Genomic DNA, 22,250 nt, shown 5'->3' with positions numbered 1-22,250 from the left:
AACTCCTGGAGTACGGACATGACCAGCACCACCGCCAAGGCGCCGGCCGACAGCGAGCCGGCGCTCGCCGAGGTCGAGCTGCTCATCGGCGGGATGACCTGCGCCTCCTGCGCGGCCCGCGTCGAGAAGAAGCTCAACCGCATGGACGGCGTCACCGCCACGGTGAACTACGCGACGGAGAAGGCCCGGGTCACCTATCCCGCGGGCACCGAGGTCGCCGACCTGATCGCGACCGTGGTGAAGACCGGGTACACCGCCGAGGAGCCCGCGCCCGCGCGGGAGGAGGAGTCCGCCGACGGCACGCACGCCGCCGGGGAGGACCCCGAGCTGTCGGCCCTGCGCCGCCGCCTCGCCGTCTCCGCCGCCCTCGCCGTGCCGGTCATCCTGCTGGCCATGATCCCGGCGCTCCAGTTCGACAACTGGCAGTGGCTCTCGCTCACCCTCGCCGCCCCGGTCGTCGTCTGGGGCGGACTGCCCTTCCACCGGGCGGCCTGGACGAACGTCCGGCACGGCGCCGCCACCATGGACACGCTGGTCTCCCTCGGCACGCTGGCCGCGTTCGGCTGGTCCCTGTGGGCCCTGTTCCTCGGCGACGCGGGCATGCCCGGCATGCGGCACCCCTTCGAGCTCACGGTCTCGCGCGGCGACGGAGCCTCCTCGATCTACCTGGAGGTCGCCTCCGGCGTCACGGCGTTCATCCTGCTGGGCCGCTACCTGGAGGCGCGCTCCAAGCGCCGTGCGGGAGCGGCCCTCAAGGCGCTGATGGAACTGGGCGCCAAGGAGGTGGCCGTCCTGCGGGACGGGCGCGAGGTGTGGATCCCGGCACAGCGGCTGGCCGTCGGGGACCGGTTCGTCGTACGGCCGGGCGAGAAGATCGCCACCGACGGCACGGTCGTCGAAGGCGCCTCCGCGGTGGACGCCTCGATGCTGACCGGCGAGTCGGTGCCGGTGGACGTGGCGGCCGGGGACGCGGTCACCGGCGCGACGGTCAACGCGGGCGGGCGGCTCGTCGTCGAGGCCACCCGGATCGGCGCCGACACCCAGCTCGCGCGGATGGCGAAGCTGGTGGAGGACGCGCAGAACGGCAAGGCCGAGGTGCAGCGGCTCGCCGACCGGATCGCCGGGGTGTTCGTGCCGGTGGTCCTGCTGATCGCCGCCGCCACGGCCGGCGTCTGGCTCGGCCTGACCGGCGACGGCGTCGCCGCGTTCACCGCCGCGGTCGCCGTCCTGATCATCGCCTGCCCGTGCGCCCTGGGCCTGGCCACCCCGACCGCGCTGATGGTCGGCACGGGCCGCGGCGCCCAGCTCGGCATCCTCATCAAGGGCCCGGAGGTCCTGGAGTCCACGCGCCGGATCGACACGGTCGTCCTGGACAAGACCGGCACGGTCACCACGGGCCGGATGACCCTCCAGGAGGTCCATGTCGCCGAGGGCGCCGACGAGAAGGAGGTGCTGCGGCTGGCGGGCGCCGTCGAGCACGCCTCCGAGCACCCCGTGGCCCGGGCGATCGCGCGGGGCGCCGAGGAGAGGGCCGGACAGCTCCCGGACGTCGAGAACTTCGAGAACGTCCCCGGGCGGGGCGTACGGGGGCGCGTGGAGGGCCGCGAGGTCGCCGTGGGACGGCTCTTCGACGACGTACCGCCGGAGCTGGCCCGCGCGCGGGACGACGCCGAGCGGGCCGGCCGTACGGCCGTCCTGGCCGGCTGGGACGGGACGGCGAAGGCCGTCCTGGCCGTGGCGGACGCGGTCAAGGAGACCAGCGCGGAGGCGGTGCGGGAGCTGCGCGCGCTGGGGCTCACGCCGGTGCTGCTGACCGGGGACAACCGGGCGGTGGCCGATGCGGTGGCCGGGGCCGTCGGGATCGACCGGGTGATCGCGGAGGTCCTGCCCGAGGACAAGGTGGACGCCGTACGGCGGTTGCAGGCCGAGGGGCGGGTCGTCGCCATGGTGGGTGACGGCGTCAACGACGCGGCCGCGCTCGCCACCGCCGACCTGGGCCTGGCCATGGGCACCGGCACGGACGCGGCGATCGAGGCGGGCGATCTGACGCTGGTGCGCGGCGACCTGCGGGTGGCGGCGGACGCGATCCGGCTGTCCCGCCGGACGCTGGCCACGATCAAGGGCAACCTCGTGTGGGCCTTCGGCTACAACGTCGCCGCGCTGCCGCTGGCCGCCGCGGGGCTGCTGAACCCGATGATCGCCGGGGCCGCGATGGCCTTCTCGTCGGTCTTCGTCGTCACGAACAGTCTTCGACTGCGGACATTCCGGTGAAGTCGCCCGAATTCGCCCTAAGTTCGCGGCGAACGTGATATGAGCCCCTCTGGAGTCCCGGGCCCGGCTCACATAAGCTCTTCACAAGGCTCGCGCATCATCCTTACGCTTGAGCCCCGGACGGCATATCCGGGCTCTTGCGTATCTAACGGACATATGCAAGAGACGCAGATCACAGTGATGTGAACGTAACCATCGAAGGGGTTCGAAGGTCTAAGTTGACGATGTCAGGGAGCGTCTTGGGGGGCGTCACCTGGCATCTGGAGATGTCTTGGGGGACTTCTCCAGAGATGCGTTGCCGGGGCACGTACACCGGGAAGCTTTGAGCGGCCCTCCCGGTCGTGCGTTGTCCCGGCAGACCGCACACCGCAGTACGGCGGGTTTTGCTCGTTGTGCTCACAGCGATTCAGGCGCTGTCCTCACAGACGCCCGGCCGGATCCCGTGGGGGGAATCCGTACCGGGACTGGGAAGGCGCCCTGGTCGTCGGCCCGTGGGGGGACCGGCGACAGGGCGCCTTCTTTCTTTGCCGCCACTCCGGCCTTCTCGCGCCGCAGGTACGCAAGAGCCCCCGCACCCGCGCGAGCGGATACGGGGGCCGAGCGGCACTACGACGCCGGCGGCTGACGGCCGCTCGCCTCAGCGCTCCTCGACGGGCACGAAGTCGCGCTCGACGACGCCCGTGTAGATCTGGCGGGGGCGGCCGATGCGGGAGCCCGGCTCCTTGATCATCTCGTGCCACTGGGCGATCCAGCCCGGCAGCCGGCCGAGGGCGAACAGGACCGTGAACATCTCGGTCGGGAAGCCCATGGCCCGGTAGATCAAGCCGGTGTAGAAGTCGACGTTCGGGTAGAGGCTGCGCGAGACGAAGTAGTCGTCGGAGAGCGCGTGCTCCTCCAGCTTCAGCGCGATGTCCAGCAGCTCGTCGGACTTGCCGAGGGCGGACAGCACGTCGTGCGCGGCGGCCTTGATGATCTTGGCACGCGGGTCGAAGTTCTTGTAGACCCGGTGGCCGAAGCCCATCAGGCGGACGCCGTCCTCCTTGTTCTTCACCTTGCGGATGAAGGAGTCGACGTCACCGCCGGAGTCGCGGATGCCCTCCAGCATCTCCAGCACGGACTGGTTGGCGCCTCCGTGCAGCGGGCCCCACAGCGCGTTGATGCCGGCGGAGATCGAGGCGAACATGTTCGCCTGCGAGGAGCCGACCAGGCGGACCGTGGAGGTCGAACAGTTCTGCTCGTGGTCCGCGTGCAGGATCAGCAGCTTGTCCAGCGCCGCGACCACCGTCGGGTCGAGGTCGTACTCCTGCGCCGGAACCGAGAAGGTCATCCGGAGGAAGTTCTCGACGTAGCCCAGGTCGTTGCGCGGGTAGACGAACGGGTGACCGATCGACTTCTTGTACGCGTACGCCGCGATCGTCGGGAGCTTGGCGAGCAGGCGGATCGTGGAGAGGTTGCGCTGACGCTCGTCGAACGGGTTGTGGCTGTCCTGGTAGAACGTGGACAGCGCCGAGACGACCGAGGACAGCATGGCCATCGGGTGGGCGTCGCGCGGGAAGCCCTTGTAGAAGTTCTTGACGTCCTCGTGCAGCAGGGTGTGCTGCGTGATGTCGTTCTTGAACGTCGAGAGCTCGTCGACGGTCGGCAGCTCGCCGTTGATCAGCAGGTAGGCGACCTCCAGGAAGGTGGAGCGCTCGGCCAACTGCTCGATCGGGTAGCCGCGGTACCGCAGGATGCCTGCTTCGCCGTCCAGGTAGGTGATGGCGGATTTGTAGGCGGCGGTGTTGCCGTATCCGCTGTCCAGCGTCACCAGACCGGTCTGGGCGCGGAGCTTGCCGATGTCGAAGCCCTTGTCACCGACGGTGCTGTCGATCACCGGGTAGGTGTACTCGCCGTCGCCGTACCGCAGTACTACAGAGTTGTCGCTCACGTCATCCCTCACCGACGTTGTGCCTCTTCTTCGAGGTGCCCTGACTGTCTCTACCATCCCCCATTTGGCGCAGGAGAGTGCACTCGGGGTCGACCATTGGGCCTATCGGCGGCACTGAGTGCCGCCAACCTGTCCATCCTGCCCCCTCCTGCCCTCCCCAGGAAAGCACTGTGTGACCTTTCCGACTTGTTTGATCGATCATTTTTCGGTCCGGGGGTGCCGACGGGGGTGTGGTGGCCCTGACCCCGTGTCCTCATGTGATCCGTCCGGGAGCCGGCCCCCGGCCAGGCGGAAGTCCAGCGCCGTGCACCGCCGCCCCGCGGACACCGTACGGACCGCCTGGCCCAGGGCCTTGCGCGAACCGACCAGCACCACCAGCTTCTTCGCCCGAGTGACCGCCGTGTACAGGAGGTTGCGCTGGAGCATCATCCAGGCCCCGGTGGTGACCGGGATGACGACAGCGGGGTACTCACTGCCCTGGGAGCGGTGGATCGTCACCGCGTACGCGTGGGCGAGCTCGTCGAGCTCGTCGAACTCGTACGGCACCTCCTCGTCCTCGTCCGTCCGCACCGTCAGCCGCTGGTCGTCGAGGTTGAGGGAAGTCACCACGCCCACCGTGCCGTTGAAGACGCCGTTCTCGCCCTTCTCGTAGTTGTTGCGGATCTGCGTGACCTTGTCGCCGACGCGGAAGACGCGGCCGCCGAACCGCTTCTCGGGGAGGTCGGGGCGGGCGGGTGTGACGGCCTGCTGGAGCAGGCCGTTGAGGGTGCCGGCCCCGGCCGGGCCGCGGTGCATGGGCGCGAGGACCTGCACGTCCCGGCGGGGGTCCAGCCCGAACTTGGCGGGGATCCGCCGCGCCGCCACGTCCACCGTGAGCCGCCCCGCCTCCTCCGTGTCGTCCTCGACGAAGAGGAAGAAGTCCTTCATGCCGTCGGTGAGCGGGTGTTGGCCGGCGTTGATCCGGTGCGCGTTCGTCACCACGCCCGACTGCTGGGCCTGGCGGAAGACCCGGGTGAGGCGGACGGCGGGGATCGGTCCCCCGTCGGCCAGGAGGTCGCGCAGCACCTCCCCCGCGCCGACGCTGGGCAGCTGGTCCACGTCCCCGACGAAGAGCAGATGCGCCCCCGGAGGGACGGCTTTCACCAACTTGTTGGCGAGGAGGAGGTCCAGCATGGACGCCTCGTCGACCACCACCAGGTCCGCGTCCAGCGGGCGGTCCCGGTCGTAAGCCGCGTCGCCGCCGGGCTTCAGCTCCAGCAGGCGGTGGACCGTGGAGGCCTCGGCGCCGGTGAGCTCGGACAGGCGCTTGGCGGCCCGGCCGGTCGGGGCGGCGAGCACGACCTTCGCCCTCTTGGCGCGGGCCAGCTCCACGATGGAGCGGACCGTGAAGGACTTGCCGCAGCCGGGGCCGCCGGTGAGGACCGCGACCTTCTCGGTCAGGGCGAGCCTGACGGCGGCCTCCTGCTCCGGGGCCAGGTCGACGCCGGTGCGGGTCTTCAGCCAGCCGAGGGCCTTGTCCCAGGCCACCGCCTGGAAGCCCGGCATCCGGTCCTCCTCCGTGCGCAGGAGGCGCAACAGCTGGGCGGAGAGGGAGAGTTCGGCGCGGTGGAAGGGCACGAGGTAGACCGCGGTGACGGGCTCGCCGCCGTCGGGGCCCGGGACCTTCTCGCGTACGACACCGGGCTCCTCGCCGTCCTCCGAGGGCTCGGCCAGCTCGGCGAGGCACTCGATGACCAGGCCCGTGTCGACCTGGAGGAGCTTGACCGCGTCCTTGATCAGCTGCTCCTCCGGCAGGAAGCAGTGGCCCTGGTCGGTGGACTGCGACAGCGCGTACTGCAGGCCCGCCTTGACGCGCTCCGGGCTGTCGTGCGGGATGCCGACGGACTGGGCGATCTTGTCGGCGGTGAGGAAGCCGATGCCCCAGACGTCGGCGGCGAGGCGGTAGGGCTGGTTCTTCACGACGGAGATGGACGCGTCGCCGTACTTCTTGTAGATCCGCACGGCGATGGACGTGGACACCTCGACGGTCTGGAGGAAGAGCATGACCTCCTTGATGGCCTTCTGTTCCTCCCAGGCGTCGGCGATCTTCTTCGTCCGCTTGGGCCCGAGGCCCGGGACCTCGATGAGCCGCTTGGGCTCCTCCTCGATGATCTGGAGGGTGTCCAGCCCGAAGTGCTGCGTGATCCGGTCGGCGAAGACCGGGCCGATGCCCTTGACCAGGCCGGAGCCTAGGTAGCGGCGGATGCCCTGGACGGTGGCGGGCAGGACCGTCGTGTAGTTCTCCACGTGGAACTGCTTGCCGTACTGGGGATGCGAGCCCCAGCGGCCCTCCATGCGCAGGGATTCCCCGACCTGGGCGCCGAGCAGCGCGCCCACGACCGTGAGCAGATCGCCGCCGCCTCTGCCGGTGTCGACCCGGGCGACCGTGTAGCCGTTCTCCTCGTTGGCGTACGTGATCCGCTCGAGAACGCCTTCGAGCACAGCGAGTCGCCGTTCGCCGGCGGGGGTTCCCGTCTGGTTGGGCATGATCCGACCGTACCGCCGGGGTACGACAGTCAGGCCTCGTCGGACCGCTGCTCGTGCCGATGGGTGCCGCGGGCCAGTTCCTGGAGCAGCTCGTGCTCGGTCTTGCCGACATCCCGGGCCATCTTGCGCAGCAGCAGGGCGCACAGGGCCGCCGCCCCGTCCATGAGGGCCTCGGTCGCCATGGGGTCCTCGCGCCGTCGTTCTGCCACGTAGGCCGTCAGCAGGTCGTTGCCGGAGACGTAGGCGGTCATGAACTCGATGCCGTTACGGAGACGGTCGTAGTCGCTGGTCATGGTCGAACCGTCCCACACGAGGGGAGCGATCGAGTCATCGCGGGGTGCTCCGGCGGGCATACGCGCGGGCCGCGCGGGCGCGGTCGCCGCAGCGGGTGGAGCACCACTGGCGGCGGCCGTGGCGGAGCAGGTAGCGGTTGCAGGGCGGGGAGCCGCAGGCGGTGAGGCGTTCGGCGTCGGGGGACGTGAGCAGGTCCGCGGCGTCGGCGGCGAGAGTGGCCAGGGCCAGGTCGACGATCGCGGTGGTGGGGTGGGGGGCCGTGCGGTAGGGGCCGGTCTCGTCGTCCCACCGCAGCAGCGGGGCCGTGGGGACCCGGGTCATCGCGTCGTTGACGGCCGCCACGGCCGCGGGGAGGGCGGGCAGGGCTTCGGCCCGGGCGGCGAACAGCGACCTGATCTGTTCGCGCAGGGAGCGCAGTTGGGTCGCGCACATCTCCCGCATGCCGGCGTCGACCGGGGCGAGGCCGCGCTGGGTCAGCCAGTGGTTCGTCTGCGCCGGGGTGCCCAGGAGGTCGACCGTGTGCCCGCCGGGCAGCGCGATCACGCTGTTGACGAGGGCGAGGGAGGGGTGCTCCTCCTCGCCCTGCGCGGGTGGCGGGGCGGGCTGGTCGATCACGGGCTCCTGCATATCTCTCATGGTACGGCTTGCCTGTATCCGTGAGAAGCGACTACGGTCGCCTCACGGTTCGAACACATCTATCCGTGAGGATTTCTTCATGTCTGCGCTTTCCGCGACCTCGGCCCCGTTCCCCGTCCGCGTGTTCGGCGGCCCGACCGCCCTCTTCGAGTACGGCGGCCTGCGCTTCCTGACCGACCCCACCTTCGACGCTCCCGGCGACTACCCCCGCGGTGACGCTCGGTTCCTGACCAAGACCGCGCCGTCCGCCACCACCCCCGCCGACCTCGGCCGTATCGACGTGGTGCTGCTCTCCCACGACGAGCACGCCGACAACCTCGACACCTCCGGCCGGGCCCTGCTCGCCGCCATACCCCTGACCCTGACCACGCCCGGTGGCGGCGAGCGTCTGCGCGAGAGCCTGGGAGACAAGGCCAGGGGCCTGGCCGACTGGGAGTCCGTCGAGCTGGACCGCCCCGACGGCGGCACGGTCACCGTGACCGGCGTACCCGCCGTGCACGGCCCCGGCCCCCGCGAGGAGGTCGAGCCGGTCACCGGCCAGGTCGTCGGCTTCGTCCTGACCGGCGAGGGCCTGCCCACCGTCTACGTCAGCGGCGACAACGCCTCCCTCGAAGCGGTCCGCGAGATCGCCGGCCGCTTCGGCCCCGTCGACACCGCCGTCCTCTTCGCCGGTGCTCCCCGTTTCCCCGTCCTCTTCGACAACCAGGTCGTCGTGCTGGACAGCGCCATGGCGGCGGAGGCCGCGCGGATCCTCGGCGCCCGCCGCGTCGTCCCCGTGCACTACGACAGCTGGGCCCACTTCACCGAAGGCCGCGAGGAGCTGGAAGCCGCCTTCACCGCCGCCGGGCTCGCCGACCGCCTGGACTGGGGCAAGGGCGCCTGACCGCCGTCACTTCCTCCAGAACAGGTGATGGATCACCCCGCTGGGGCTCGGCACCACATCGCAGTGGAAGCGGTCGAACAGCTCCTCGGGGGACTCCCAGAGCCGTGAGCCGGACCCGATGACCACGCCGGGCGAGACCGCCACGTGCAGCGTGTCCACCAGGTCGGCGTCGAGGAACTCCCGGATGGTGGCCGCCCCGCCGCCCAGCCGGACGTCCTTGCCGCCGGCCGCCTCGCGCGCCTGCTCCAGGACCTCGGCCGGGTCGCCGCCGACGAAGTGGAACGTGGTGTCGGAGAGGGTGAACGACGGACGCTCGTGGTGGGTCATGACGAACACCGGCGTGTGGAACGGCGGCTCGTCGCCCCACCAGCCCTTCCACTCGTGGTCCTGCCAGGGGCCGCGCTGGGGACTGAACTTGTTGCGGCCCATGATCTCGGCGCCGACGTTGTGCGCGAAGTCGCGCGTGAGGTAGTCGTCGAGACCGCGGCTGCCGCCGGGGTCGGTGCGGTTGGGCCAGCTCGCGGTGGCGCCGGCCCAGGCGAACATCTGCCCCGGGTCGGCGTGGCCGAAGGGCCGTTCCAGGGTCTGGTGCTCACCGGCACCGAATCCGTCACGCGAGACGCAGAAGTTCTGCACTCGCAGTAGCTGCTGGGGCACGGCGCTCCTCCTTGTGGTGGTCGACGAGGGGACAGACCGTCCGGGCCGGCGAAACTCATCGGCGGCCCGGCGATTTCCCTCGGCTCACCGGCGACCGGCCCCGACTCACCCGGCCTGCGCGACCACGTGCTCGATCACCTGCTGGAAGTCCTCGCTCGGGGAGAACTCCACGAACTCGCTGTCCTCCAGGGCGACCGGGACATGGCCGGGCCCCCAGTAGTACGCCTGGCCCGCCTCGTACTCCTCCTCGCCGGAGGCCGTGCGCATCCTGATCCGGCCCTTCAGCAGATAGCCCCAGTGGGGGCACTGGCACGCGTCGTCGGGCAGGCCCTTGAGGGCCGGGCCCATGTCGGTGCCCTGGGGCAGGCTGATGTAGCCCACCGACATGCCGCCCCCGATCGGCATGAGGCGCAGTTCCACGCCGTTGCCCTCGAGGGCTACGGGTACGTCGTTCCGAGTCGCCGCCGTCATGTCTCCTCCACTCCGGCCCGCCCGGGCCTCGCGACAACGGATCTCCTCCCTCCACCCTGAACCGCCACGGAGCGGCCCGCGACATCACGATCCGGTCAAGAGGTCCCCTCGGGGTCTTGATTTACCGGCGTGTAATCGATTCCATCCACCCGTCGATGTAATCGATTCCACGAGCGCTTGAGCAAGTGCTCCCACGACTGATCCACAAGGAGGTGGAGCGGCGGTGGCCAGCATCAAGGACGTCGCTGCCGAGGCCGGCGTATCCGTCGCCACGGTCTCGCGCGTCCTGAACGACCACCCGTCGGTCAGCGCCGACGCACGCACCCGCGTGCTGGCCGCCGTCGAGTCCCTGGGCTACCGCCCGAACGCCGTCGCCCGCTCCCTGCGCACCGACCAGACCCACACCCTCGGCCTGGTCATCAGCGACGTACTGAACCCGTACTTCACCGAACTGGCCCGCTCCGTCGAGGAGGAGGCCCGCGCGCTCGGCTACAGCGTCATCATCGGCAACGCCGACGAGCGGCCCGACCTCCAGGACCACCACGTCCGCAACCTGCTGGACCGGCGGATCGACGGGCTGCTCGTCTCCCCGACGGACGGCGGTTCGCCGCTGATGCTGGACGCCGCCCAGGCCGGGACGCCCATGGTGTTCGTGGACCGGTGGATCCCGGGCGTGGACGTGCCGGTGGTCCGGGCGGACGGGCAGGCCGCCGTCCGGGACCTCGTGGCGCATCTGTACGGGCTCGGACACCGGAGGGTCGCGATCATCGCGGGCCCGGCGGCGACCACGACCGGACGCGAGCGTGTGGAGGCCTTCCGGGAGGCCCTCCGGGAGTACGGGCTGGACCTCCCCGACGCCTACATAGGGCAGGGCGACTTCCAGGCCGAGAGCGGGCGCCGGGTCACCGAGGGGTTCCTCGACCTGGCCGAGCCGCCCGAGGTCGTGTTCGCGGCCGACAACCTGATGGCGCTCGGCGCGCTGGACGCCGTACGCGCGCGTGGTCTGCGCGTGCCGGACGACATCGCGCTGGCCGCGTTCGACGACATCCCCTGGTTCGTGCACACCGATCCGCCGGTCACCGCGATCGCCCAGCCGACCGGCGAGCTGGGGCGGGCCGCCGTGCGCGCACTGGTCGACCGGATCGAGGGGCGGCCCGGCGAGTCCGTCACCCTTCCCGCCCGGCTCGTCGTACGCCGCTCGTGCGGCGAGCCGTATCCGGCCTCCCCGGAGCCGGACTCTGCACAGGCCCCCGCTGTGCAGCCCCCCGCAGAGAACAGGAGCCATTCGTGAGCAACGCGGACGAGTTGCTGCGCATCGAGGGCATTCGCAAGACCTTCCCGGGTGTGGTCGCGCTGGACGGCGTGGACTTCGACCTGCGCCGGGGCGAGGTGCATGTGCTGCTCGGTGAGAACGGCGCGGGCAAGAGCACCCTCATCAAGATGCTCTCCGGCGCCTACACGCCCGACGCCGGGCGGATCCTGGTCGGCGGCGAGGAGGTGCGCATCCAGGGTGCGCAGGACTCCGAGCGGCTCGGGATCGCCACCATCTACCAGGAGTTCAACCTCGTTCCGGATCTGACGGTCGCCGAGAACCTGTTCCTGGGGCGGCAGCCGCGCCGGTTCGGGGTGATCGACCGGAAGCGGATGGAGGCCGACGCCGAGGCCCTCCTCGCGCGCGTGGGCGTGAACGTGTCGCCCCGCGCGCGGGTGCGCGAACTCGGTATCGCACGCCTGCAGATGGTCGAGATCGCCAAGGCCCTCAGCCTGGACGCGCGAGTGCTCATCATGGACGAGCCGACGGCCGTGCTCACCTCCGAGGAGGTCGACAAGCTCTTCGCGATCGTGCGCACGCTGCGCGAGGACGGCGTCGGGGTCGTCTTCATCACGCATCACCTGGAGGAGATCGCCGCCCTGGGTGACCGGGTGACGGTCCTCCGGGACGGCAGGAGCGTCGGGCAGGTGCCCGCCTCCACGCCCGAGGACGAACTCGTCCGGCTCATGGTCGGGCGCTCGATCGAGCAGCAGTATCCGCGCGAACGCGCCGATCGGGGCCCCGCGTTGCTGTCCGTCGAGGGACTCACCCGCGACGGCGTCTTCCACGACGTCAGCTTCGAGGTGCACGCCGGCGAGGTGGTCGGCATCGCCGGGCTGGTCGGCGCCGGCCGTACGGAAGTCGTGCGGGCCGTGTTCGGGGCCGACCCGTACGACAAGGGGGCCGTGAAGGTCGCCGGTTCCGCGATCCGCAAGGACGACGTCAACGCGGCGATGACCGCGGGCATCGGGCTCATCCCCGAGGACCGCAAGGGCCAGGGCCTGGTGCTGGACGCGTCGGTCGAGGAGAACCTCGGTCTGGTGACGCTGCGCTCGGCCACCCGGGCGGGGCTCGTCGACCTCAAGGGGCAGCGCGAGGCCGCCGAGCGGATCGCGGGGCAGCTCGGGATACGGATGGCGGGCCTCGGCCAGCACGTGCGCACGCTGTCCGGCGGCAACCAGCAGAAGGTCGTCATCGGCAAGTGGCTGCTCGCCGACACCAAGGTGCTGATCCTCGACGAGCCGACGCGCGGCATCGACGTCGGCGCCAAGGTCGAGATCTACCAGCTGGTCAATGAACTCACCGCCGCCGGTGCCGCCGTCCTGATGATCTCCAGCGATCTGCCCGAGGTGCTCGGCATGAGCGACCGGGTGCTGGTGATGGCGCAGGGCCGGATCGCCGGCGAACTCTCCGCCGACGAGGCGACCCAGGACGCCGTGATGGCACTCGCCGTCAGCACTCCGACCACCACGAGCACGACCACGACCGGAACGGAGGCCTCCCGTGGCCACTGACACGCTCAAGAGCACGACGGGCGCGGGTGCCGCCTCGGGCGGCCTGCGCCGTCTCCTGCTCGACAACGGCGCGCTCACCGCGCTCATCGTCCTCGTCGTCGCGATGTCGGCGCTGTCCGGCGACTTCCTGACGACCGACAACCTCCTGAACGTCGGCATCCAGGCGGCCGTCACCGCCATCCTCGCCTTCGGCGTCACCTTCGTGATCGTGTCGGCGGGCATCGACCTGTCGGTCGGCTCGGTCGCCGCGCTGTCCGCCACGGTCCTCGCCTGGAGCGCCACCTCGGCGGGCGTCCCGGTCTTCCTCGCCGTCCTGCTCGCCATAGCGACGGGCATCGTCTGCGGCCTGGTCAACGGCATCCTGATCTCCTACGGCAAGCTGCCGCCGTTCATCGCGACGCTCGCCATGCTGTCCGCGGCCCGCGGCCTGTCCCTCGTCATCTCCGAGGGCACCCCGATCGCCTTCCCCGATTCCGTCTCCCGCCTCGGGGACACGCTCGGCGGCTGGCTGCCGGTGCCGTTGCTCGTCTTGGTCGTGATGGGCCTGATCGCCGCGTTCGTGCTCGGCCGGACGTACATCGGCCGCTCGATGTACGCGATCGGCGGCAACGAGGAGGCCGCGCGGCTGTCCGGCCTGCGCGTGAAGAAGCAGAAGCTCGCGATCTACGCCTTCTCGGGAGTCTTCGCCGCCGTCGCGGGTGTCGTCCTCGCCGCCCGCCTCTCCTCCGCGCAGCCGCAGGCCGCCGACGGGTACGAGCTGGACGCGATCGCCGCGGTCGTCATCGGCGGCGCCTCCCTCGCGGGCGGCACGGGCAAGGCGTCCGGCACACTGATCGGCGCACTGATCCTGGCCGTGCTGCGCAACGGGCTGAACCTGCTGAACGTGTCGGCGTTCTGGCAGCAGGTCGTCATCGGCGTCGTCATCGCGCTGGCCGTGCTGCTCGACACCGCGCGCCGCAAGGCCGGGGTGACCCCGGTCGCGGGCGGCGCGGGCGGCGGCAAGGGCAAGCAGGCGACGACCTACGCGCTCGCGGCCGTGGTCACCGTCGCGATCGTCGGTGCCACGTCCTTCCTGCACAACGGCTCCTCCTCGGCGAGCACCCCGAAGATGGGCCTGTCGCTGTCCACCCTCAACAACCCCTTCTTCGTGCAGATCCGGGCGGGCGCCCAGGCCGAGGCGAAGAAGCTGGGCGTGGGCCTGACCGTCACGGACGCGCAGAACGACGCCTCCCAGCAGGCCAACCAGCTCCAGAACTTCACCACGTCCGGACTCGGCGCGATCATCGTCAACCCGGTCGACTCGGACGCGGCGAGCAACTCGGTGCAGGCCGCCGACCAGGCGAAGATCCCGGTCATCGCCGTCGACCGCGTCGTCAACAACGCGAAGACGGCCACCCTGGTCGCCTCCGACAACGTCACCGGCGGTGAACTCGCCGCCAAGACCATCGCCGAGAAGCTGGGCGGCAAGGGCAAGATCGTGATCCTCCAGGGCCAGGCCGGCACCTCCGCCGCCCGTGAGCGCGCCCAGGGCTTCGCGAACGGCCTCAAGGCCTTCCCGGGCATCCAGGTCGTCGCCCAGCAGCCCGCGGACTTCGACCGCACCAAGGGCCTCGACGTGATGTCGAACCTGCTCCAGGCCCACCCGGACGTCCAGGGCGTCATCGCCGCCAACGACGAGATGGCGCTCGGCGCGATCAAGGCGCTGGGCTCCAAGGCCGGAAAGTCGGTCTCGGTGGTCGGTTTCGACGGCACGCCTGACGGGCTGAAGGCGGTCGAGGGCGGCACGCTGTACGCGTCCGTGGCGCAGCAGCCGTCCCAGCTCGGGAAGATCGCCGTGGACAACGCGCTGAAGGCGCTCCAGGGGAAGAAGGTCGAGGAGACGGTGAAGGTGCCGGTGAAGGTGGTCACTAAGGAGAACGTGGCCGGGTTCAGCGGCTGACATCGGGGAACGGCGGGCGGTCACCCACGGTGGCCGCCCGCCCATGTCACTCACGTGGGGAGACAACTCATGTACGACTACGACCTCCTGGTCGTGGGGTCGGCCAACGCCGACCTGGTGATCGGTGTCGAGCGCCGGCCCGGTGCCGGCGAGACCGTGCTCGGCTCCGACCTGGCCGTCCACCCGGGCGGCAAGGGCGCGAACCAGGCGGTCGCGGCCGCCCGGCTCGGAGCCCGTACGGCTCTGCTGGCCCGCGTCGGCGACGACGCGTACGGCCGGCTGCTGCTCGACTCGCAGCGCTCGGCCGGCGTCGACACGGTGGGCGTCCTGGTGGGCGGTGCGCCGACCGGGATCGCGCTGATCACGGTCGACCCGTCCGGGGACAACAGCATCGTCGTCTCGCCGGGCGCGAACGGCCGGCTGACCCCCGAGGACGTCAGCGCCGCCGGGAGCCTCTTCCACGCCTCCCGGGTGGTCTCGGCGCAGCTGGAGATCCCGCTGGAGACGGTGGTGGAGGTCGTACGGAACCTGGCGCCGGAGAGCCGTTTCGTGCTGAACCCCTCGCCGCCGCGGCCCCTTCCGCAGGAGGTGCTGGCGGCGTGCGACCCGCTGATCGTCAACGAGCACGAGGCGAAGGTGATCCTGGGCTCGGCCGCCGTGGGGGACAGCCCGGAGGACTGGGCGCGGATCCTGCTCGCGAAGGGGCCGCGGTCGGTGGTGGTGACGCTGGGCGCGAAGGGCGCGCTGGTCGCCTCGGCGGAGGGTGTCTCCCGGGTGCCGTCCGTGAAGGTGAGCGCCGTGGACACGACCGGCGCGGGGGACGCGTTCACCGCCGCGCTGGCCTTCCGGCTGGGGACGGGTGAGTCCCTCGCGGAGGCGGCCGCGTACGCGACGCGGGTGGGGGCGGTGACCGTGACGAAGGAGGGCGCGCAGGCGTCCTTCCCGACGGCGGCGGAGGTCGCCGCACTGTGAAGCGGAACGGAATACTGAACCGTCATCTCGCCGGTGCGCTGGCCGAGCTGGGCCACGGGGACGGGGTGCTGGTGTGCGACGCGGGCATGCCCATTCCCGACGGCCCTCGGGTGGTGGACCTCGCCTTCCGGGCAGGGGTGCCGGCGTTCGCCGAGGTGCTGGAGGGGCTGCTGGCGGAGCTGGTCGTCGAGGGGGCGACGGCGGCGACGGAGGTGCGGGAGGCGAACCCGGAGGCCTCGGACCTCCTGGACGGGCATTTCCCGTCACTGGACCTGGTGTCGCACGAGCGGCTCAAGGAGCTTTCGGCCGGGGCCCGGCTGATCGTCCGCACGGGCGAGGCACGGCCGTACGCGAACGTGCTGCTGAGGTGCGGTGTCTTCTTCTGAGGCTTCCTCTTACGAGGCTTCTTATGAGGTTCCTCTTATGAGGTTGCTTCATCAAGGGGGCCCGGTCCGTCGACCGGGCCCCCTCGGCTTTCCCCTCCCGTCAGAACCCCCGCGATCCCCCCAGATCCCCTCCCAGAAAGTCCTGACGCCATGTACGACCCGCGGAGGACAGAAAGGGTTGCACGGCCAGACAAGATTTTCTTGCCGGATCCTTACCGGTTCCTCGGGAAGATCAGCGCGCGGGCCGGGTCAGCACGCGGGTGAGGCCGCCGTCGTCCTCCTCGACGTCCCTGACGTGCGCGAACCCGATCCTGCCGAGCAGGCGCAGCGAGGCCTCGTTCTGCGCGGCGACGGTGGCGTGCACCTCGGTCAGCCCGAGGACGTCGAAGCCGTAGCCCACGAGCGCCTCCGCCAGCTCCGTCCCGAGGCCGCTCCCCCAGGCCTCCGGGGCGAGGGCGTAGACGATCTCGTGGCCGTCGACCGCGTCCGTCCGCTTGATCTCCGCGTGCCCGACCAGTCGCCCGCCGCGCCGGACCGCCCACACGTCGAACAGGTCTTGGGCGTAGACCTTGGTGAAGATCCGCCCGAACAGGGCCCGGTCGTCCGCCTCGGCAGCGGGCCCGTCCCCCATCCACCGGGAGACCCTGGTGTCCTGGAAGAGGGCGACGAAGTCCTCCTCGTCCTTAGGGGTGTAGGCGTCGAGGAGCAGGCGGGCGGTGCGCAGGGTCGGGGGCATGGGAAGTGACGCTAGCCATGCGGACAGGGGAGTTCAACGCACTTTCCGCGAGATCGTCACGGGGTGCGGAAGCCGCGGAACGTCACGTGCTTCCGGTTGGTGAAGCCGAGTCGTTCGTAGAGGGCGATCGCTTCGGTGTTCGTGCCGGCCACGTGCAGGAAGGGACGTTGGCCTTGGGCCAGGATGCGGGTGACGAGGGCGGTGACCAGGCGGTTGGCGTGGCCTCGCCCGCGTGCCTCGGGGGCCGTGCAGACGGCGCTGATCTCGGTCCATCCCGGCGGCCGGAGCCGCTCGCCCGCCATGGCGACCAGGGTGCCGCCGTCGCGGACGCCGAGGTAGGTGCCGAGGTCCGGGGTCCGCGGCCAGAACGGCCCGGGGCGGGTTCGTGCGGCCAGGTCGAGCATCTCGGGCACATCCGCTTCGCCCAGTTCGACCACGTCGGGGCCGGTCGCGGGACGTGTCCCGGCGGGCCAGCTGCCGGCGGGCCGGCTGCCGGCGGGCCGGCTGCCGGCGGGCCAGATCATCTGGCGGCCTTCGAGGACGAAGACCGGCTCCCAGTCTGGCGGTGGGGTCGCCGGGCAGCTGAACATGTCGGCGAACGCGTCCGGGCCCAGGAGCCGTGCGAGATCGGCCCAGTCCGCCGCGTCGGCTTCGGCGGGGACCGCCGAGAAGGTCGCGACCTGCGGCAGGTAGGTGGCGGCCCGGCCCGCCCGGCGGCCGAGTTCCGCGTGGCGGCCTCGCAGCGACTCGCCCACCGGGTCGTCGAGTACCGCGGTGTCACCGCTGTCGAAGTTCGTCATCGTGAACCAGGCTACCTTTCGTCTCGGCGTGAATTCGGGGCGCAGGGCCCGTCTCGTCGGACCGACACGGCGTCGCAGTAAAGGAGTTGAACGTGGACGCGCAGGACACCGCCAGGCGACTGCGGTTGATCGGCGACGAAATGGCGGAGCGGTTCTACGAGCGGGCCGATGTCGTGCGGACGCTGCTGGTGACGCTGCTGGCCGGGCAGCACTCCCTGGTGCTCGGGCCGCCCGGAACGGCGAAGTCCGAGATGGCGCGGGAGCTCACGGGCCGGATCGAGGGCGCGGCCTACTGGGAGATCCTGCTGTCGAAGTTCACCGCGCCGACGAGGATGTTCGGCCCCATCGACGTCGCCGCGCTGGCCCGGGGCGAGTACCGCCAGGTCTACGACGGCCGCGCCACCACCGCGCACGTCGCGTTCATCGACGAGATCTTCAAGTGCTCCACCGCGGCGCTGAACGAGACGCTGGGCTATCTCAACGAGCGGATCTACCACCCCGAGAACGGCGGCGAGCCGATCCGCTGCCCCCTCATCGGTGCCATCACGGCGAGCAACGAACTGCCGAGTGAGGACGACGCGGCGGCGATCTACGACCGGCTGCTGGTGCGGATCGAGGTCGGGTACCTGGAGAACCCCTCGAACTTCGCCGCGCTCGTCCGGTCCGCCGTCCGGCGGCCGGCGGCACCGGCCAGGACCACCGTCGAGCTGGCCGCGCTGGAGCACGCGGTGCGCGAAGCCGTCCCGGCCGTGGACGTCCCGGACCCGATCGTCGACGCGGTGTGCACGCTGCGCGCCGCCCTGCGCCGCAAGGAACTCGTCGCCTCCGACCGCCGCTGGCGGCAGTCGGTGGGGCTGCTCCAGGCCTCCGCCTACCTCGACGGCCGCCCGGTGGTCGACGAGACCGACCTGTCGCTGCTGACGCACGTGCTGTGGGACTCCCCCGCCGACCGCCCCACCGTCGAGCGGGAGGTACTGCACCTGGTCAACCCCGACGCCAAGGAGGCGCTCGACCTGGCCGACACCATCGACGAGCTGGAGGCACAGCTCGACGCCATGGCCGGGCAGTCCCGCGAGGCCCTCAGCGACTGGGTCATCAAGAAGGCCCACAACAGGCTCGCCACGGCGGGCAAGCGGCTGGAGAAGCTCCGCGAGGAGGCCGTGGCAGCGGGCCGCTCCACCGCCGCCATCGACCGGGTCACCGGCCGCCAGCGCGCCGTCCGCGCCCGGGTTCTCACCGAGGCCCTCGGCATGGACGCGAGCATGGTGCAGGCGCAGCTCTGAATCCGGGGGTGACCATGGAGGACGGTGCTTCGAAGGGGCTGGACGAACTGACGAGCCTGGCCGGGAAGTGGCTGGGGCTGTCCTCCGCCGTGCCCGGGCGGCACACCGCGGTCGTGGTCGCGGACCGGTTCGACCGGATGACCTGGCGGGACACCTACGAGCAGTCGGCCGCGCTGCGCGAGCTGGCCGAGGAGCTGGAGGCGCGCCACGCCCACGCCGCCGACCTGCTGACGGATGTGTTCCTGGCCGCCTACAAGGCCGCCCCGCGGATGCGCGAGCCCGCCGAGATGGCTCCCTCCCGGCTGGCCGACCACCAAGTCGTGACCGCGCTGGTGGAGTCACCGGGGTTCAGCGAGCTGCGCCGGGAGACGGCCGGTGATCCCTACGCCGCCGCCATGGCCGTACTCGCCCAGGCCGCCGAGCTGCGGGGGTTGCTGGAGCGCACCCGGGAGGCCCGGGAACGGGCAGGTCAGGCGGAACAGGGACGGCAGGGCGCCGAAGACGCGGCGACCGCCGTGGCCGAGGCGCTGCGGCAGGCCGCCGAGGAGGCCGGGCAGGACGGCACCGTGCCCGGTCCGGCCGCCGACGCCGTAGGGCAGGCGGTCGAGACCGCCGAAGCCGCCGAGGCCGCCGCGCGGCAGGCCGCCCAGGACGCCGTACGGGCCCTCGGGGTGGCGGCCCCCGGCGTCCGGGTGGGTGCGCGGAGCGCGGCGGCGAAGGCCGCACAGGCCGTGCGGCAGGAGTCCGCGCTGCTGCGGGCGTGGGGCGTCGGCCCCGGCGAGCTGGAGCGGATGCCGTTCGACGAGCGCGCCCGGCTCGCCGAGCGGTTGCGCACCAGCCGGCTCGCGCGGTGGGCCGAGCTGATCGGCCGCTTCCGGCAGATGGCCAGGGGCGAGCGCGCCCGCAAGGTGGAGAACGCCACCGGGGAACTGGTCGGTGTGACGCTCGGCGACGACCTCTCCCGGGTCATCCCCTCGGAGCTGGCGGGCCTCGGTGTGCCCGAGCTGCGTGCGGTGTTCGCCGTGCGTTACGCCGCCGGGGAGCTGATGCTCTACGACAGTCAGGGGGAGCAGTCCACCGGCCAGGGCGCGATCATCGCGTGCGTGGACACCTCGCACTCGATGTACGAGGCCGGGCCCGGCGGGATCACGCGGGAGGCGTGGGCCAAAGGGTGCGCCCTGGCGCTGCTGGACCAGGCACGCGAGGCGGGGCGCGACTTCGTCGGCATCCTGTTCTCCGCCCCCGGCCGACTCCAGGTCTTCCGCTTCCCGGCCGGCCGGTCCGCCGGCACGGACCGGGTCCTCGACTTCGCGGAGACCTTCCTCGGCGGCGGCACCAGCTACCAGACGCCGCTGTCGGCGGCCGGTGAGCTGCTGGAGGAGGAGTTCGGCGACACGGCCCGCAGGCGCGGCGACATCGTGATGATCACCGACGACGACTGCGGCGTCACGGAGGAGTGGATGCGCGGCTGGAACGACGCCAAGCGCCGGCTCGGCTTCCGGGTGTTCGGCGTGGTTGTCGGCGCCCCGCGCGTGGGCGAGGCCGGCTCGGTGCTGGAGGCGCTGTGCGACAACCTCCGCTCCGTCGAGGACCTCACGGACGTCCACGCGGCCGCGGACCTGTTCCGCGTGATCTGACCGCGCGCCCCCCGTCACGCCGAGTCGTTCAGCAAGCGGTTCAGGTGGTCGCGGCCCGGGCCCAACAGGGCGGGCAGGTCGGGGGCCGACTCGTACCAGCGCTTCTCGTACTCCCAGCACAGCCAGCCGTCCCAGCCGTGCCGGGAGAGGACCTCCACGCACTCGGCCAGCGGCAGGACGCCCTCGCCGAGCGGCAGCGGGGTCGTGTCCTCGGCGGAGGCGATGTCCTTGACCTGGACGTAGCCGAGGTGCGGGGAGAGTGCCGCGTAGGTCTCCGAGGGCTGTTCGCCGCCCAGCCAGGTGTGCATCACGTCCCACAGCGCGCCGACCTGGCGGTGGCCGACCAGCCCGAGGACGCGCATCGCGTCGGCGGCGGTGCGGTGCGAGTCGTGGGTCTCCAGGAGGACGCGGACGCCCAGGTCGTTCGCGTACTCGGCGGCCGTGCCCAGCCGCCGGGCGGCCGTCGCGTCGGCCTCCTCCGGGGTCTGGACGTCCAGGTCGCCGCCGGGGAAGACCCGGATGTACGGGGCGCCGAGGTCGCGGGCCAGGTCGAGGAGGGAACGGATCTCGGCCAGGACGGGTTCGTCGTCGCCCGGCGCGGCGACGCGCGCGTAGCCCGCCAGGCCCAGGAGCTCTACGCCCGACCCTTTGAACTGTGCCGCGACATCGGTCCGTTCGGCGGAGCCGAGACCGGGGTGGATCGGTTCCTCGGGGTGGGCGCGCAGCTCCACACCGTGGTAGCCGTGCGCGGTCGCGAGCCGCAGGACGTCGGGCAGGGGCAGGCCGGGGACACCGAGGGTGGAGAACGCCAGCTTCATGTGGACGGACCCTACCCGGCAGCCCGGCCGGCGACTCCCCTAGACCCTGCCGTCACATTCCCGTCGTCCGCCCGAAGGGCGGGCCCCGCGGCGTCAGGTGCGTGCTCTCGCCGTGCCGGGCGCAGGCCCGCGTACTGGTTGTACGTGGGTCTGCGCCCGGTGCGGCGAGAGGGCGTGATGGCGTCGCGGGGCGGGCGGGAATTTGACGGCAGGGCCTAGGTCACTCGGGTGTTGCGAGAAGATCCAGTCGCCAGTCCTGGCCGACCAGGTCATGGCCGAAGGAGCGGTGCGGTTTCTCCGCGACCAGCACGAAGCCGTGGCGCTGGTAGATGCGGCGGGCCGCCGAGAGGATGTCGTTGGTCCACAGGACGACCTCGCGGTAACCGGCCTCGCGCGCGAAGGCGACGACGGCCCCGACCAGCCGGTCCCCGATGCCCAGGCCGCGCGCGTCCGGCTCGACGAGCAGCAGCCGGAGCCGGGCGGCCCCCGGAGCGTCGTCCCGTACGACCATCACGCACCCCACCGGCCGGCCGTCCAGCTCTGCGATCCACGTCCGCTCCAGATGCGGGTCGTGGTCCTCGGCGTAGTCGGCGACGATCCGGGCGACCAGGCCCTCGTAGTCGGCGTTCCACCCGTACTCGGCGGCGTACAGCGCGGCGTTGCGCTGCACGATCCAGCCCAGGTCGCCGGGGGCGGGCTCGCGCAGGACGACGTCCTCGGGGCGTGGCGCCCGGCCCTCGCCCAGGATCGTCCGGACGGTCCGCATCGCCTCCGCCAGCCGCGGCCGGTCCTCGGCGCGCACGGTGTCCAGCATCGCCTCGACCGTCTCCCGCGCCCGCTCGTCGAGGAGCGCGGCGGCCTCCCGGCCGCGTTCGGTGAGGGTGACACTGCGCCGGCGCGGATCCGTCTCGGACGGTCCGCGCTCGACCAGCCCGTCCTCCTCGAACTTGTTGAGGATGCGGCTCAGGTACCCGGCGTCCAGGTGCAGCTGCGTCCGCAGGTCGGCGGCGTCCGTGCGCGGCGCGTGCGCGAGTTCGTAGAGCACGCGGGACTCGGTGAGGGTGTAGGGCGCGTAGAGGTGACGGCCGTAGTCGAGCGCGCCGATGACGTTCGTGTAGAAGCGGTTGAAGGAGCGGATGTCCTGGACGGTCATGGCCACGACCCCCGATGCTTGACTCAGTCAGATAT

General features: G+C 71.5%; 19 protein-coding genes. 9 read left to right on the top strand and 10 right to left on the bottom strand.

All coding sequences use genetic code 11. The annotated features are described in order from the left end of the window. The first annotated feature begins 18 nt into the window (after positions 1-18). Positions 19-2,271 (top strand): heavy metal translocating P-type ATPase, encoded by a 2,253-nt coding sequence (locus tag ABZ192_RS09640; protein ID WP_356923968.1) that lies wholly within the window; start codon positions 19-21, stop codon positions 2,269-2,271. A 637-nt stretch (positions 2,272-2,908) separates the two neighbouring features. Here the strand turns inward: ABZ192_RS09640 and ABZ192_RS09635 are convergent. The 4 genes from ABZ192_RS09635 to ABZ192_RS09620 form a co-directional block, all read right to left on the bottom strand. Beyond that, complete coding sequence (locus ABZ192_RS09635) at positions 2,909-4,198, bottom strand: citrate synthase (RefSeq protein ID WP_193505044.1); 1,290 nt, start codon at positions 4,196-4,198, stop codon at positions 2,909-2,911. A gap of 198 nt (positions 4,199-4,396) precedes the next feature. Continuing rightward, entirely contained in the window at positions 4,397-6,724 is a 2,328-nt protein-coding gene (locus tag ABZ192_RS09630; RefSeq protein ID WP_356923967.1) for an ATP-dependent RecD-like DNA helicase, read from the bottom strand. Between the two features lie 29 nt (positions 6,725-6,753). Next, the gene (locus tag ABZ192_RS09625) at positions 6,754-7,017 is read right to left on the bottom strand and encodes a hypothetical protein (protein ID WP_356923966.1); all 264 of its coding nucleotides are present in this window, start codon (positions 7,015-7,017) and stop codon (positions 6,754-6,756) included. A gap of 34 nt (positions 7,018-7,051) precedes the next feature. Continuing rightward, complete coding sequence (locus tag ABZ192_RS09620; protein WP_356923965.1) at positions 7,052-7,645, bottom strand: CGNR zinc finger domain-containing protein; 594 nt, start codon at positions 7,643-7,645, stop codon at positions 7,052-7,054. A gap of 88 nt (positions 7,646-7,733) precedes the next feature. Between ABZ192_RS09620 and ABZ192_RS09615 the strand changes: the two genes are divergently transcribed. Next, positions 7,734-8,537, top strand: a complete 804-nt coding sequence (locus ABZ192_RS09615; RefSeq protein ID WP_356923964.1) for an MBL fold metallo-hydrolase — start codon at positions 7,734-7,736, stop codon at positions 8,535-8,537. A gap of 6 nt (positions 8,538-8,543) precedes the next feature. Here ABZ192_RS09615 and ABZ192_RS09610 read toward each other — a convergent pair whose 3' ends face one another. Both ABZ192_RS09610 and ABZ192_RS09605 read right to left on the bottom strand, forming a co-directional pair. Next, positions 8,544-9,194: a dihydrofolate reductase family protein gene (locus ABZ192_RS09610; RefSeq protein ID WP_356923963.1), complete on the bottom strand. Its 651-nt coding sequence runs from the start codon at positions 9,192-9,194 to the stop codon at positions 8,544-8,546. Between the two features lie 105 nt (positions 9,195-9,299). After that, positions 9,300-9,665 (bottom strand): hypothetical protein, encoded by a 366-nt coding sequence (locus tag ABZ192_RS09605; RefSeq protein WP_356923962.1) that lies wholly within the window; start codon positions 9,663-9,665, stop codon positions 9,300-9,302. 223 nt (positions 9,666-9,888) lie between these two features. On the opposite strand from ABZ192_RS09605, the gene ABZ192_RS09600 reads away from it, so the two are divergent. The 5 genes from ABZ192_RS09600 to rbsD all read left to right on the top strand — a co-directional run bounded on the left by ABZ192_RS09600 (position 9,889) and on the right by rbsD (position 15,788). Continuing rightward, positions 9,889-10,956, top strand: coding sequence for a LacI family DNA-binding transcriptional regulator (locus tag ABZ192_RS09600; RefSeq protein WP_356923961.1), 1,068 nt, complete (start codon positions 9,889-9,891; stop codon positions 10,954-10,956). Beyond that, complete coding sequence (locus ABZ192_RS09595) at positions 10,953-12,491, top strand: sugar ABC transporter ATP-binding protein (RefSeq protein WP_356923960.1); 1,539 nt, start codon at positions 10,953-10,955, stop codon at positions 12,489-12,491. The genes ABZ192_RS09600 and ABZ192_RS09595 overlap by 4 nt, the downstream gene beginning before the upstream one ends. After that, the gene (locus tag ABZ192_RS09590; protein ID WP_356923959.1) at positions 12,481-14,430 is read left to right on the top strand and encodes a substrate-binding domain-containing protein; all 1,950 of its coding nucleotides are present in this window, start codon (positions 12,481-12,483) and stop codon (positions 14,428-14,430) included. Before ABZ192_RS09595 ends, ABZ192_RS09590 begins: the two co-directional genes overlap by 11 nt. A gap of 69 nt (positions 14,431-14,499) precedes the next feature. Continuing rightward, positions 14,500-15,402, top strand: a complete 903-nt coding sequence (gene rbsK, locus ABZ192_RS09585; protein WP_356923958.1) for a ribokinase — start codon at positions 14,500-14,502, stop codon at positions 15,400-15,402. Beyond that, positions 15,399-15,788 carry a D-ribose pyranase gene (rbsD, locus tag ABZ192_RS09580; RefSeq protein ID WP_356923957.1) on the top strand — a complete coding sequence of 130 codons (390 nt, stop codon included), beginning with the start codon at positions 15,399-15,401 and terminating at the stop codon, positions 15,786-15,788. The genes rbsK and rbsD overlap by 4 nt, the downstream gene beginning before the upstream one ends. A gap of 232 nt (positions 15,789-16,020) precedes the next feature. Here rbsD and ABZ192_RS09575 read toward each other — a convergent pair whose 3' ends face one another. Beyond that, positions 16,021-16,524: a GNAT family N-acetyltransferase gene (locus ABZ192_RS09575; RefSeq protein WP_356923956.1), complete on the bottom strand. Its 504-nt coding sequence runs from the start codon at positions 16,522-16,524 to the stop codon at positions 16,021-16,023. Positions 16,525-16,580: 56 nt separating this feature from the next. Next, positions 16,581-17,324, bottom strand: coding sequence for a GNAT family N-acetyltransferase (locus tag ABZ192_RS09570; protein ID WP_356923955.1), 744 nt, complete (start codon positions 17,322-17,324; stop codon positions 16,581-16,583). 86 nt (positions 17,325-17,410) lie between these two features. Here ABZ192_RS09570 and ABZ192_RS09565 point away from each other — a divergent pair, with 86 nt between their 5' ends. Continuing rightward, positions 17,411-18,607 (top strand): AAA family ATPase, encoded by a 1,197-nt coding sequence (locus ABZ192_RS09565; RefSeq protein ID WP_356923954.1) that lies wholly within the window; start codon positions 17,411-17,413, stop codon positions 18,605-18,607. 14 nt (positions 18,608-18,621) lie between these two features. Continuing rightward, the gene (locus ABZ192_RS09560) at positions 18,622-20,244 is read left to right on the top strand and encodes a VWA domain-containing protein (RefSeq protein ID WP_356923953.1); all 1,623 of its coding nucleotides are present in this window, start codon (positions 18,622-18,624) and stop codon (positions 20,242-20,244) included. Between the two features lie 14 nt (positions 20,245-20,258). Here ABZ192_RS09560 and ABZ192_RS09555 read toward each other — a convergent pair whose 3' ends face one another. Continuing rightward, the gene (locus ABZ192_RS09555) at positions 20,259-21,062 is read right to left on the bottom strand and encodes a sugar phosphate isomerase/epimerase family protein (protein ID WP_356923952.1); all 804 of its coding nucleotides are present in this window, start codon (positions 21,060-21,062) and stop codon (positions 20,259-20,261) included. Positions 21,063-21,282: 220 nt separating this feature from the next. After that, positions 21,283-22,215, bottom strand: a complete 933-nt coding sequence (locus ABZ192_RS09550) for a bifunctional helix-turn-helix transcriptional regulator/GNAT family N-acetyltransferase (RefSeq protein WP_356924178.1) — start codon at positions 22,213-22,215, stop codon at positions 21,283-21,285. Between the last annotated feature and the right edge of the window lie 35 nt (positions 22,216-22,250).

Origin of the sequence: Streptomyces sp. NPDC006235 (assembly GCF_040613735.1) — a bacterium.
Classification (GTDB): domain Bacteria; phylum Actinomycetota; class Actinomycetes; order Streptomycetales; family Streptomycetaceae; genus Streptomyces.
Note: the sequence above shows the minus strand (reverse complement) of the source record. Positions and strands in the feature narration are given on the sequence as shown.

What these genes read in the sequence shown, in the direction of transcription:
- ABZ192_RS09640 (WP_356923968.1), top strand. Translation starts at nt 19, where the DNA reads ATGACCAGCACCACCGCCAAGGCGCCGGCCGACAGCGAGCCGGCGCTC.
- ABZ192_RS09630 (WP_356923967.1), bottom strand. Translation starts at nt 6,724, where the DNA reads ATGCCCAACCAGACGGGAACCCCCGCCGGCGAACGGCGACTCGCTGTG.
- ABZ192_RS09625 (WP_356923966.1), bottom strand. Translation starts at nt 7,017, where the DNA reads ATGACCAGCGACTACGACCGTCTCCGTAACGGCATCGAGTTCATGACC.
- ABZ192_RS09620 (WP_356923965.1), bottom strand. Translation starts at nt 7,645, where the DNA reads ATGCAGGAGCCCGTGATCGACCAGCCCGCCCCGCCACCCGCGCAGGGC.
- ABZ192_RS09615 (WP_356923964.1), top strand. Translation starts at nt 7,734, where the DNA reads ATGTCTGCGCTTTCCGCGACCTCGGCCCCGTTCCCCGTCCGCGTGTTC.
- ABZ192_RS09605 (WP_356923962.1), bottom strand. Translation starts at nt 9,665, where the DNA reads ATGACGGCGGCGACTCGGAACGACGTACCCGTAGCCCTCGAGGGCAAC.
- rbsK (WP_356923958.1), top strand. Translation starts at nt 14,500, where the DNA reads ATGTACGACTACGACCTCCTGGTCGTGGGGTCGGCCAACGCCGACCTG.
- ABZ192_RS09575 (WP_356923956.1), bottom strand. Translation starts at nt 16,524, where the DNA reads ATGCCCCCGACCCTGCGCACCGCCCGCCTGCTCCTCGACGCCTACACC.
- ABZ192_RS09570 (WP_356923955.1), bottom strand. Translation starts at nt 17,324, where the DNA reads ATGACGAACTTCGACAGCGGTGACACCGCGGTACTCGACGACCCGGTG.
- ABZ192_RS09560 (WP_356923953.1), top strand. Translation starts at nt 18,622, where the DNA reads ATGGAGGACGGTGCTTCGAAGGGGCTGGACGAACTGACGAGCCTGGCC.
- ABZ192_RS09555 (WP_356923952.1), bottom strand. Translation starts at nt 21,062, where the DNA reads ATGAAGCTGGCGTTCTCCACCCTCGGTGTCCCCGGCCTGCCCCTGCCC.
- ABZ192_RS09550 (WP_356924178.1), bottom strand. Translation starts at nt 22,215, where the DNA reads ATGACCGTCCAGGACATCCGCTCCTTCAACCGCTTCTACACGAACGTC.